Origin of the sequence: Streptosporangium sp. NPDC001559, assembly GCF_042893955.1 — a bacterium.
Taxonomy (GTDB): domain Bacteria; phylum Actinomycetota; class Actinomycetes; order Streptosporangiales; family Streptosporangiaceae; genus Streptosporangium.
The window spans coordinates 376,729-388,545 of record NZ_JBIAVG010000002.1; the positions used below are offsets into that span (position 1 = coordinate 376,729).

An 11,817-nucleotide genomic window follows, 5' to 3' on the forward strand; every position below is an offset into this window, starting at 1 on the left:
AGCCGTCACCTCCATTGTCGGAGCCGTACGGCGTGACCATCAGGGACGAAGGTCCCGCCCTTGGGGGACGGGCTCCCCTAGTACTCCAGTGGCGCTTCGCGATCGTTGCTCGGATCCGCGCTGGTAGTGGCAGCGTCGGGCAGTGGCCCGGTGCCGGCGGCGCCAATCCGGCCGGCGCAGGATGTTCGTGATGGAGCGGCGCGTGGTCAGGACGAGTGCCGTCAGCGGTCGGCGGATCTCGGGCAAGGTCAAAGGGATGGGGTCGTCGGGTCACTTGACGATGATCTGATGGGTGGCCTGGGCCGGTCCGGTCCCGCCGTCCCCCGCATAGCTCGCGAGGTAGCTGTACCTGCCGGCGTTGGCGGGCGTGTCGGTGAACGTGTACGTGCCGTCGGCGTTCACCCTCACCGGCGGGAGCTTGACGGTCTTACCGCTGGTGCCCTTGACGTACAGGGTGCGCTGCACGGTGAGCGTGGACCCCGGAGAGGGCGGCCTGTCGCCCGCCGCCAGGACGCCGCTCAGGTCCACGGCCGTGCCGGCGACGCCGGACTGCGGCCCTGTCAGGGTGAGCGTGGCTTCGCGCTTGACCGTCACGGTGACGGAGGCGCTGCTGCTGCGGTGGCCGTCGTCGCCGTCCCAGAACACCCAGTAGATCACCTCGCCGATGTACGGCGGCAGCTCGAAGACGGGCGTGTCCTGGAAGGTGAACGTGCCGTCCTGCCGCGTCGTCACGCCGGTGATCGGCAGTTTCCTCCAGCCGGGCAGGTACTGGATCACCGTGAGCGGCTTGAGCCCGAGCGCCTCGCCGTCGGCGCGGGTGAGCCGTCCCTCGACGGTGATCGGCGAGCCGGCGTACGCGTCCGCGGGGGCCGCCACCGTGAGCTTGGTGGCCGGTAGCGCGACGCCCGTCACCCGCCACAGCAGCAGCCGGTCCGTGGAGCTGCGCAGCAGTGCGAAGACGTCCGTGCCGGAGAACGCGACGCCGTCCGGGAGCAGTTCGGCGTCCGGCTGGTCGGCCGCGAACAGCTCCGCGCCCGTCGCCGCGTCGTAGAGGGTGAGGTCGGTGCTGCCTCACTGGCGTCCGGCCGCGACGTACGCGCCGCCCGAGCCGAGCGCCACGGCGGACGGGTACCCGTCCCAGCCGTCGCCGTAGGTGCCGGTCGCCGCCAGGGTCCTGGTGTCGTACCTGGTGAAGTGACCGGGGGTGTCGGCCGCGCTGAACAGGGTGCCGCCGTCGGAGCTCAGGGTGAGGTCGCGCAGGGAGTCGAGGCGCCACTCCTCGCCGTCGATCGTGCCGCGCAGCGCGGGGGCGCCGTCGCCGAGGTCGTAGACCAGCATGTCGGCGTGGTGCAGGGCGGTCTGGCCGACCACGAGCGTGTCGCCGGCGGCCGCGAGCACGGGAGGCCGCGGGTGCTCGCCCCCGACCGCCACGGGCGCCGGGGCGCTCGCGCTGAGATCCAGGCCGACGACGCCGCCGGGGCCGTTGTCGCATCCGTGCCCCACCCACAACCGCTCGCCCAGCAACGCCAGGGTGGACGGGCAGGGGTGGGCCGACAGGTCGATCCGGCGGGTGACGGCGAGGCTCGCGGTGTCGATCTCGGCGACCTCGTTCGAGCCGGTGAGAGCCGCGTACAGGCGGGTGCCGTCCGCGTTCACGGCCAGTTCTTGGACGCCGGGCAGGCCGGTGACGACACCGCCGGTGAGGTTTCCGTCAGTGCCGGCCACGATGACGCGGTCGCCGGCCGGAACGAACACCCGGCCGCCGCCGACGGCCAGGTCGGCGGCGGAGGAGTCGGTGACCCCGAGGTCGGTGGTGGTGCCGGCCGCCGAGGCGGCGGGGGCCGTGACGGTGAGCAGGCCGGTGATCAGGCCGGCGGCGCCGCAGTAAGCGGCTAATCGGCGAACCAGGGATGGGGGCACGAGAGCCTCCTGCCGGGATGGGAAAATATGTTCTAATAACGTCTCATGGGTGCTCTCGCGTCAAGATCATTCGGTCGCGCGACACCAAACCGTGATCAAGCACCCTCCGGGGTTGGAGACCGGGACGATTGTCGGTGCCCGCCGACATGGTCGTCGCCATGACGATTCCCCTCGCGTGAGTCCGCGCCGTCCGCGGCCACGAGCCAGGCGCTGGACGGGATGACCCTGCGCTGCAGGAAGACCGGCGGCCGGCCGCCGGCGTCCGTGCCCAGGGCCGTGCGGTCCAGCCCGGTCGGTGAGCGGTTCGCGGCGCTGCTTGAGCACCTGGACGGGCACGAAAAGGAGTGCCGCGCCACCGTGGAGTCATGGATGCCGAACGGGCTGCCGGTGCCTGCCGGACTCCTCGCCGGGGTGTGACCCGACCCCTCAAGATCCCGAAGTGTCACCGGAGTACCAGGCGGGGCGTCGTGCCCTTGTGAAAACGGGAAACGGGGCGATCCCGTTTCCCGTTTCCCGGCATTCGTTCTCCGCGAGCCCGCGATGGGGCCGCCGTGAGCTCTCTAACGTGAGGTGGTGGAAACCGGCAGGCGGGGCTCCTCCCGCTGTTCCTCGTGGCCCTCACGCCGGGGAAGGGTCGCGGCGACGACCAATGTCCCGGCGATCAGGACGATGTTCTTGACGACGAACTCGCCCTCCATGGTGAGCATGAGCGGGTTTCCGTCCTTGAACGCGACACCCGGATGGAGCGCCAGGACCAGGAACGTGCCGACGAGATGGAGCAGGAGCACGGGCAGGAACGGGCGCAGCCACCGGCCGGTGAACAGCGCCAGGGCCACCGCGACCTCGAACACGCCCAGGGCGGGCACCACGAACGACGCGGGCAGCGGCACGAAGGACAGGGTGTCGGCGACCAGGGCGCTGACCGGGCTGACGTTCGCCACCTTCAGCACGCCGAACCACAGGAACACCAGGCCAAGTGTTCCTCGCATGATGACCGGGAAACGACGGCGGAGAATGGCGGCGACTCGCGACTTGACATCGGTTAGGGAGCTTGGTATACGCCCTTGATGGAGATGTGACCCTTTAGTCCGATACATGGTTAACTCCGATGGCTGGGGGGTTTGCCGGGTCTAATATAGCCTGCCCTTTTCTTTCGGAAATTGTAGGAAATGGGGCCTTAGGTCACGGTTGTTGAGTCGCGAAAGCGGGGGGCGGAGATTTTCCCGTGACCCGCGAATTCCCCCGTACGGTTTCAGGCGGCCCGGGGCGACAGGAGAACGATCCCGCGAACCCGCCGGCGGGCCCGAATATGGTTGTCGCTCCGCCACCGGATGCGCGTAGGGTTGGGGACGCAGTCGGTTCGCCCTGCCCGCCAGGCAGACGCGTCGTAAGAGGGAACCCGGTGTGACTCCGGGACTGCCCCGCAGCGGTGAGTGGGAACGACCGCCGTCAAACGCACTGGATCCGGCAGATCGGGTCAGGGAAGCGACGGCCACTAGGTGTCAGGGCGAGACAACGGCCCGGACGTGCCCGCGAGTCCGAAGACCTGCCACTGCCCGCGTGCGACCACGCACGCGGTGACCTCGGTGACCTCGCGGGTGGGTCGGCGGCATGGGACGGGCCTGGTGCGCCCGCTTCTCCTTCGCTTCTCTCCTCGGGGCACCGGCGTCCTTTCGTGACTCGCGAAGGAGAGTTCCGTGACCGAGACTTCCTCCCCCACCGTGTACGGCTACCCCCGTCAGGGGCCGGACCGTGAGCTGAAGAAGGCGATCGAGGGCCACTGGGCGGGCCGGGTGACCGAGCGTGACCTGCTGGACGTCGCGGCCGGGCTGCGCGCCGGCAACTGGCGGCACCTGACGGAGGCGGGGGTGCGGGAGGTGCCGACCGGCGACTTCTCGCTGTACGACCACGTCCTCGACACCACCGTCATGGTCGGCGCCGTCCCCCCGCGCCATCGCGCCGTCGTGGCGGCAGAAGGCCCCCTGGCGGGATACTTCGCCATGGCCCGGGGCACCCAGGACGTCGCCCCGCTGGAGATGACCAAGTGGTTCGACACCAACTACCACTACCTGGTGCCGGAGCTGGGGCCTGACACCGTCTTCGCCGCGGACCCGGCCAAACAGGTCGGCGAACTGCGCGAGGCCGTCGCGCTCGGGCACACCGCGCGCCCCGTGCTCGTCGGCCCCGTCACCTACCTGCTGCTGGCCAAGCCCGCCCCCGGCGCCGACCCGGCCTTCGAACCGATCGGTCTGCTCGACCGGCTGCTGCCCGTCTACGCCGAGGTGCTCGCCGCCCTGCGCGCGGCCGGTGCCGAGTGGGTGCAGTTCGACGAGCCCGCGCTGGCGCAGGACCGCGACCGGGCGGTGCTCGACGCCGCAGCCCACGCCTACCGTGAGCTCGGCGCCCTGACCGACCGGCCGAAGGTTCTCGTCGCCGGTTACTTCGACCGGCTCGGCGACGCGCTGCCGGTCCTGGCCAGGGCGCCGATCGAGGGCCTGGGGCTCGACTTCACCGGCCCGGCCGCGGCCAACCTGGAGGACCTGGCCCGCGCGGGCGGCCTGCCCGGCAAGCGTCTGATCGCCGGTGTCGTGGACGGCCGCAACGTGTGGATCAACGACCTGGGCGGGTCGCTGGCGACCCTGGCCACCCTGCTCGGCCTGGCCGGCCGGGTGGACGTCGCCCCCTCCTGCTCGCTGCTGCACGTCCCCATCGACCTCGGTCTCGAACACGGGCTCGACCCGCGGGTCGGCCGCTGGCTCGCCTTCGCCAGGCAGAAGGTCGCCGAGGTCGTCACCCTGGCCACCGGGCTCAGCGAGGGAACCGGCGCCATCGCCGGGCGGCTGGCCGCCAACCGGGACGACCTGGCCTCACGCGAGGCCTCCGCGCTCACCCACGACCCCGAGGTCAGGGCCCGCGCCGCCGCCGTCGTCCCCGCCGACACCCGCAGGCCCCAGCCGTACGGCGAGCGGGCGGCGGCCCAGCGCGCCCGCCTCGGCCTGCCGGACCTGCCCACGACCACCATCGGCTCCTTCCCGCAGACCGGACAGCTGCGGGCGGCCCGCGCCGACCTGCGCGCCGGGCGGATCGACCAGGACGCCTACGACGAGCTGATCGCCTCGGAGATCCGCTCGGTCCTGGTCTTCCAGGAACGGGCGGGCATCGACGTCCTGGTGCACGGCGAGCCGGAACGCAACGACATGGTCCAGTACTTCGCCGAGCGGCTCAACGGCTACCTGGCCACCCAGCACGGCTGGGTGCAGTCGTACGGCACCCGCTACGTGCGCCCGCCGATCCTGGCCGGGGACGTCTCCCGCCCCGGGCCGATGACACTGCGCTGGACGACCTACGCCCAGTCCCAGACGGGGCGCCCGGTCAAGGGCATGCTGACCGGCCCGGTCACCATGCTCGCCTGGTCCTTCGTCCGCGACGACCAGCCGCAGGCCGAGACCGCCCGCCAGGTCGCCCTCGCCCTGCGCGACGAGGTCGCCGACCTGGAGGCCTCGGGCATCGCCGTCATCCAGGTGGACGAGCCCGCGCTGCGGGAGACACTGCCGCTGCGCGCGGCCGACCGGCCCGCCTACCTGGCCTGGGCGACGGAGGCCTTCCGCCTGGCCACGAGCGGGGTGCGGGCGGACACCCAGATCCACACCCACATGTGCTACGCCGAGTTCGGTGAGATCCTGGCCGCCATCGACGACCTCGACGCCGACGTGATCAGCCTGGAGGCCGCCCGCTCCCACATGCGGGTCGCCGACGAGCTGGCCGGGGCCGGGTATCCCCGCGAGGTGGGGCCGGGCGTCTACGACATCCACTCCCCGAGGGTGCCGGACGCCGAGGAGGTCGCCGCCCTGCTGCGCAAGGGACTCGGCGGCATTCCGGCCGGGCGGCTGTGGGTCAACCCCGACTGCGGCCTGAAGACCCGTGGCTGGGGCGAGGTCCGTGTCTCCCTGGACAACATGGTCGCCGCGGCCCGGGTGGTCAGGGCGGAGGCGGGCTGACCCCTCCTCCGGGCCCGGTGCGCCGGGCCCGGAGGCTCCCCGGCCACGACAGGCGTTCGGCCGCGAGCCGCCGCACCTCAGGCCGCACGATCTTGCCCAGCGGGGTCCGCGGGAAGGCGTCCAGGCCCAGGTCCTCGACGGGGACGAACCTGCGCGGCACCTTGAAGGTGCTGACGAACCTCAGCAACGTCGCGCGCCAGCCGTCGACGCGGGCGACGGCACCGGGCAGCAGCGTGTAGACGAGCACCGGCTCGACCCCCGTCACCGGGTGCGGCAGCGCCACCAGGACGGCGTCCTCGACGCCTTCGAGGTGCGGGACGACGCTCTCGACCTCGGCGGGGTAGAGGTTCTCGCCGTTGACGATGACCATGCTGTCGAGGCGGTCGACGATCGACAGCTCCCCGCGCTCGTCGAGGCGCCCCAGGTCGCCGGTGCGTATCCAGCCGTCGTCGATCCGCTCCCCGGTGAGGCCGGGGGAGTCCTGGTAGCGGGTGAACACGTTGTCCCCGCTCAGCAGCACCTCGCCGCTCTCACCGGTCGCGACGTCCTGCCCGTCCCTGCCGACCACGCGGACCCGGGAGCAGTCCAGGGGCAGCCCGGCGCTCCTGGGGTCGCCGCTCTTTCTCCCGCGTGGTTCGACCGTGGTGATCGAGGCCGTCTCGGTCATGCCGTACACCTGGTGGACGGGCAGGCCGAAGGTGGCCTCGAAGCGGCGGATCAGCTCGACGGCGAGGGGAGAGCCTCCGGCCAGGACTCCCTTCAACCGGCCGGTGACCGGTCGTTCCGGCCGTTCGACCAGGTGGGCGAGGTAGGCGTTGACCACAAGCGTCCACGTTGGCTCGTAGCGGTCGACGTAGGTCCAGAACCGCGCCATCGCCGCCTCCGAGCGCACGCACACGGTACGGCCGCCGCACCACAGCGGGGTCAGCGTCGGGAAGACCTGCCCGCCGGCGTGGAAGAGCGGGCCCACGTTGAGGAAGACGTCGTCCTGGCCCGCCCGTGCCCACCCGGCCAGGGACCGGGAGCCCGACAGCAGGCTCCGGTGCGACAGGACGACCCCCTTCGGGGTGCCCGCGGAGCCGGAGGTGTAGACGATCTCGGCGTCGGCCGCGCCGTCGCCGCCGGAGAGGATCGGCCGCCTGCCGTATGCCTCACCCCGCGCGAGCAGGCCGGTCAGCAGGGACTCCTCGTCGTCGGTGCCGACCCACTCCGGGCGCCGCCGCAGCTTCACGGCCGTGGCCTCCCGGCCGAAGACGAGCGCGGGCCCGCAGTGCGCCAGGAGCGTTTCGAGTTCGGCGGCGCCCGCCTTCGGGTTCAGCGGCACCAGCACCCGCCCCGAGGCGACGACGCCGAGGAAAAGCAGCGCCGCCAGCGACGAGTTGTGCATGACCGTCGCCACCCGCGCCCCGGCGGGGACGCCGCGCTCCTCGAACAGGGTCGTGCATCCCCTGGTGAAGGTCAGGACGTCCGCGAAGGAGAAGACGCGGCTCTCCGGCTCGACGGGCAGCAGGTAGGGGCGCTCGCCGTACCTGGCGGCGGCCGAGGTGACGAGGCCGAGCAGGGTCGTCGCCGTGGGGGGCGGCGGCCCGGCCGCGGCCGGTGGGGCGGGCCCGGGCAGGGTGACGCTCCGTGGCCCCTCCCGCAGGGCACGCCGTACGGCGGCGCACAGGTGGCTGACCGTGGGCGTCTCGAAGATGACGTCGACGACGTCCGCGCCGAAGGACCGTTCGAGGCGCGTCACGATCTCCACGGCGATCAGTGAGTCCATCCCGGCTTCCATGAGGTCGTCGTCGGGACCGAGACGGGAACGGTCCAGGGCCTCGGCGCAGATGGAGGTCACCCGCGTCTCAAGATCGGTCGTGGTCACCGAAGAACGCCTCCGTTCAATTCACGGACCGTTCTGCCGCCGCGCCGGTCCCCTTTTCTCTCCCGCGGTGATATTCATCCGTCGCCCCACGGACGGTCAGAAGCGGCGTCGCGATGATCCGCGGATAACCGGGATCATGCGCGGCGGTTCTTCGCGGCGGTGTCGCACCGCCCTCGGAGAATGCGCCCGAAACAGCCTGCTGTCAACGACGGAACGGTTCCCGCGGCGCCGATTCGGGTTGTCGTTTCTTTCTGCCCGCAGGGAATCCGCCGGGTCGGGGACACCCGGAGAGCAGGGGCGCCGGTCGGTACGGGGACCATTTCCGTCCTGGAGGGAGGGGTAATGACCACGGCGCCGCTCGACGGCGATTTCGACCCCCTCTCACAGGAGATCATGGCGGATCCTTATCCCGCCTGCGCCGGCCTCCTCCGTTCCGGCGAACCCGATCGCGCGCCTGCCGCTGCGCCTGACGCCCCGCCGTACCCGACGCCCGCCGGGCCCGGATCCGCAGGGCGGGAATTCCGGTCCCGGGCGAACCGGAAACGGTGGAGCCGAATATTGGAATAAAAAACCGTCCGAAACCAGGGGGCCCGGAATCCCGCACTTTTTTGTGTTACCTGTGAAACGTGTGTTACCAGAGTGGCCGGATGGAATTCGGAATTCCGTGACGGATCGAGCACCGTGCGACGGTTATGGATGCTCCCTGGTATCGGTCTTGACCGTGTGTTAGCATTCCTCCGACTAAAGGCCTGTAAGAGAATTTTATGGCCGTTGACCGCGAGGACACCGGCTGGCCGGTTCGGTTTCCTGCGTCATAAGAATTACCGCTCGCGTACTTTTTCTGGAGAAAGCATCAGGCCTGTTTCGGCATTGGAGGGTGACGGTGACCCGGAAAGTCGCGGTTCTGGACGACGAATTGCTTGTGGTGCGAACACCCGAAGAATTCCATCGTGCGCCGGACGACTATCAGAAGATGCTGATCAGCCAGGTCATGATCAACACAGAGGGTGAGCTGTCCGGCGGCGACGACTACACCATGGTCTTCCTCCCGCTGGCGCCGAACGCGGAGGAACGCCAGGTCTGCGCCGAACGCGCGGTCGAGGAGTACGACCACTACAAGATCGGAAAGCGGATCCTCGCCGAGATCGGCGTCGACACCACCTACATGGAGCAGCAGTCGCTCGACGAGCGCAACCTGTTCGCCGACCAGGGACTGCACACCTGCACCACCTGGGCCGAGCGGGGCGTGTTCTCCTACATCGGCGAGGAGGCGGCGCTGCTGATGATCCGCGAGTTCGCCGAGAGCAGCTACAAACCGTGGGCGGAGGCGGTGCGCACCATCATCCTCGACGAGAAGGTGCACATCGCCCACGGCGCCCGGGTGTGCAGGAACCTCGCCACCACCGAGGAGGGCAGACAGCAGCTGCAGGTCGCGCTCGACCGGCTGTGGCCCACCTTCATCGGCGTCTTCGGCAACCCCAACTCCAAACGCGCCGAACTGGCCATCAGGTACGGCCTGCGTCAGACCACGAACGCCGAGGCCCGTGACCAGTGGGTCAAGACCGTCTCGGCCCGCGCGATCAACCTCGGGTTGCGCGTACCGACGACCCAGGCGGGCTGACCATGGCCACGGTTCCGCTCACCCTCGCCCCCTACAACCCTCCGGAGCCGGAACGGCGCGCCGCCAAGGTACGGCTGCGCGAACTGCTCGCCGGCCGGCCGGACCTCGCGGAACGCGTCCAGGCCATCCGTGAGATGGGACGCCGGGTCCGCGCCTGCGAGGTCCACCTGACCACCACCTGCAACATCCGCTGCAAGGGGTGCTGGTACTTCGAGGGCGGCTTCGACGCCGCCGTGCCCGAGACCTCCGACATCGGCCTGATCAGGGCGTTCGTCGAACGGCTCGACGCCTCGGGGGTGACCCAGGCCACGCTGATCGGCGGCGAGCCGACCCTGGTGCTGAACCGGGTCCAGCCGTTCGTCGAGCTGCTGCCGTACATCACCATCTCGACCAACGGGCTGCGCCCGCTGCCGAGGGAGGGCTTCGAGAACGTCGCCGTCGCGATCAGTCTCTTCGGCGGCGGTCCGCTCGACGACGACCTGCGCGCGCACCGGCCCAACGGCTCGACGTTCACCGGCCTCTTCGACAAGGCGCTCGGGCACTACCGGGACGACCCGCGTGTGACGTTCGTCTTCGCGCTGTCGGAGGACGGTCTGAGCTACGTCGAACCGACCGTGCGGGCCATCGCCGACAACGGCAACCAGGTCACCTTCAACTTCTACAGCGCGCACGGCACGGACCATCCGCTGCGCATCGAGAACGAGAAGAGAACCCTGGCCGAGGCGCTGCGGGTCAAGGAGCTGTTCCCGGAGACCGTGGTCTCCCACCCCTACTTCATCGAGACCCTCATCACCGGACGCACCCACTGGGGAGGCCGGTTCGGCTACGACGTCTGCCCGAGCATCAGCGTCGAACTGCCCGAGCACGCCGCGCGGGTCGGCAACGGCCACCCGGTCATCGACGGGTTCGCGGTCTACGGCGCCGACTACAAGACGCTGCAGTTCTGCTGCACCTCGGGAGACTGCGGCGGCTGCCGCGACAGCCAGGCCGTCTACACCTGGCTGGTCGTCAGCCTCAACCGGTTCCTGGACAGCCCCGAGCGGCTGGAGACGTGGATCGGCCTGGCCGAGGCCTACTGGCGGCAGTGGTACTGGTCGCAGCGTCACTCGCCGAACTTCGCGCGCCGTACCGCATCCGCATCCGCCGAGTGAGACAGGCCCAGTGAGAGACAGAAGGGAAAGACAGGCATGACGAGTGAGGCCGCCCCGTCCGCCATCCGGGACTTCATCAACAAGGAGCTCGTCGACCTCGGGGTCGAGGAGGACGCGCTCAACGCCGACGCCAGGTTCGACGAGCTGGACATCGACTCCCTGGACGTCGCCGACCTGATGACGTCGATCAAACGCGACTACGGCGTCGTGATCCCGCGCCGCGACCTGGTCGGGATCACGCTCGGCCAGCTGGTCGACCGCGTCGTCTCCGAGCGGGCCGCGGCCGTACAGGAGGCCGCCGAGGCGGGGTGACCGTCACCGGGTGAGGACACCGGCGGCGCGCAGGAGAACGAGAACCCCGAACGGAGACATGCAGGTGTCCGGACTTTTCACGGGCAGGAAGTACCTCATCACCGGAGTGCTCAACGAGGAGTCCATCGCCTGGCACGTCGCCGCCGCGCTGCAGGCGCAGGGCGCGGACGTCGTGCTCACCTCCTTCGGGCGTGCCCTGCGCGTCACCCGCAAGGCGGCGGCCCTGCTGCCGTCGCCCGCGGACGTCCTCGAACTGGACATGACCGACGACACGCACTTCCAGGCGGTCGCCGAGGAGGCCGCGGAGTGGGACCGCCTCGACGGTGTGCTGCACAGCGTCGCCCACGCGCCCGCCGACGCGCTCGGCTCCGGTTTCCTGACCACCCCGGCGGCCAGCGCGCTCGACGGTTTCCGCGTCTCCGCCTACTCCCTGCAGCAGCTCGCCCAGGCCCTGGCCCCCGTGCTCGCGCGGGCGGAGAACGGCGGCGCGATCGCCGGGATGACCGTGGACACCGGCAGGGCGCTGCCCGGCTACGACTGGATGGGCGTCTACAAGACGGCCCTTGAGTCCGTCGCCCAGTATCTGGCCCTCTATCTCGGCCCGTCGGGAATCCGGGTGAACCTGGTCGCCGCGGGCCCGGTCGAGACCGTCTCGGCCTCGGGGGTGAGCAGCTTCGGGCGGCTGGCCGACCACTACGAGCGGTGGGCGCCGCTCGGCTGGGACCGCAACGACCCGTCGCGGGTGGTCGGCGCGGTGCTGTTCCTGCTCTCCGACCTCGCCAGGTACACGACCGGCCAGGTGCTGTACGCCGACGGCGGCATGCACGCGGTGACCGGCGGCGTCGGCGTCCCCGACCCCGCGGCCCCCTCTGGACGGCGGTGAGCGCCGCGCACGGGCCGAAGCCACCGACGACCGGTCGCGGGGCGTCGGCCGCCACGACTGGTTGA

The 11,817-nt window shown here is 70.6% G+C and carries 10 protein-coding genes and 1 riboswitch; of the genes, 6 read left to right on the forward strand and 4 right to left on the reverse strand.

Annotated features, from left to right (window positions below; genetic code table 11):
- Positions 1-270 precede the first annotated feature (270 nt).
- Together ACFYY8_RS05730 and ACFYY8_RS05735 are read right to left on the reverse strand one after the other, a co-directional pair.
- The gene (locus tag ACFYY8_RS05730) at positions 271-912 is read right to left on the reverse strand and encodes a hypothetical protein (protein WP_390037512.1); all 642 of its coding nucleotides are present in this window, start codon (positions 910-912) and stop codon (positions 271-273) included.
- A 159-nt stretch (positions 913-1,071) separates the two neighbouring features.
- Positions 1,072-1,920 carry a YncE family protein gene (locus ACFYY8_RS05735; RefSeq protein WP_390037514.1) on the reverse strand — a complete coding sequence of 283 codons (849 nt, stop codon included), beginning with the start codon at positions 1,918-1,920 and terminating at the stop codon, positions 1,072-1,074.
- Between the two features lie 219 nt (positions 1,921-2,139).
- Between ACFYY8_RS05735 and ACFYY8_RS05740 the strand changes: the two genes are divergently transcribed.
- Positions 2,140-2,337, forward strand: a complete 198-nt coding sequence (locus tag ACFYY8_RS05740) for a hypothetical protein (RefSeq protein WP_390037516.1) — start codon at positions 2,140-2,142, stop codon at positions 2,335-2,337.
- Positions 2,338-2,480: 143 nt separating this feature from the next.
- Here ACFYY8_RS05740 and ACFYY8_RS05745 read toward each other — a convergent pair whose 3' ends face one another.
- Positions 2,481-2,909, reverse strand: coding sequence for a hypothetical protein (locus ACFYY8_RS05745; protein ID WP_390037518.1), 429 nt, complete (start codon positions 2,907-2,909; stop codon positions 2,481-2,483).
- 386 nt (positions 2,910-3,295) lie between these two features.
- Positions 3,296-3,471, forward strand: a riboswitch (cobalamin riboswitch).
- Between the two features lie 146 nt (positions 3,472-3,617).
- Between ACFYY8_RS05745 and metE the strand changes: the two genes are divergently transcribed.
- The gene (metE, locus tag ACFYY8_RS05750; RefSeq protein WP_390037520.1) at positions 3,618-5,918 is read left to right on the forward strand and encodes a 5-methyltetrahydropteroyltriglutamate--homocysteine S-methyltransferase; all 2,301 of its coding nucleotides are present in this window, start codon (positions 3,618-3,620) and stop codon (positions 5,916-5,918) included.
- Here metE and ACFYY8_RS05755 read toward each other — a convergent pair.
- Entirely contained in the window at positions 5,899-7,785 is a 1,887-nt protein-coding gene (locus tag ACFYY8_RS05755; protein WP_390037522.1) for an AMP-binding protein, read from the reverse strand. The two genes, metE and ACFYY8_RS05755, sit on opposite strands and share 20 nt — an antisense overlap.
- Before the next feature lie 973 nt (positions 7,786-8,758).
- On the opposite strand from ACFYY8_RS05755, the gene ACFYY8_RS05760 reads away from it, so the two are divergent.
- The 4 genes from ACFYY8_RS05760 (at position 8,759) to fabI (ending at position 11,752) form a co-directional block, all read left to right on the forward strand.
- On the forward strand, positions 8,759-9,406 hold the full coding sequence (locus ACFYY8_RS05760) for a Phenylacetic acid catabolic protein (protein WP_390037524.1): 648 nt from the start codon (positions 8,759-8,761) through the stop codon (positions 9,404-9,406).
- A 2-nt stretch (positions 9,407-9,408) separates the two neighbouring features.
- Positions 9,409-10,557, forward strand: a complete 1,149-nt coding sequence (locus ACFYY8_RS05765; RefSeq protein WP_390037526.1) for a radical SAM protein — start codon at positions 9,409-9,411, stop codon at positions 10,555-10,557.
- 36 nt (positions 10,558-10,593) lie between these two features.
- Positions 10,594-10,869, forward strand: a complete 276-nt coding sequence (locus ACFYY8_RS05770; RefSeq protein ID WP_390037528.1) for an acyl carrier protein — start codon at positions 10,594-10,596, stop codon at positions 10,867-10,869.
- A gap of 64 nt (positions 10,870-10,933) precedes the next feature.
- Positions 10,934-11,752 carry an enoyl-ACP reductase FabI gene (gene fabI, locus ACFYY8_RS05775; RefSeq protein WP_362916858.1) on the forward strand — a complete coding sequence of 273 codons (819 nt, stop codon included), beginning with the start codon at positions 10,934-10,936 and terminating at the stop codon, positions 11,750-11,752.
- The last annotated feature ends 65 nt before the right edge of the window (positions 11,753-11,817 follow it).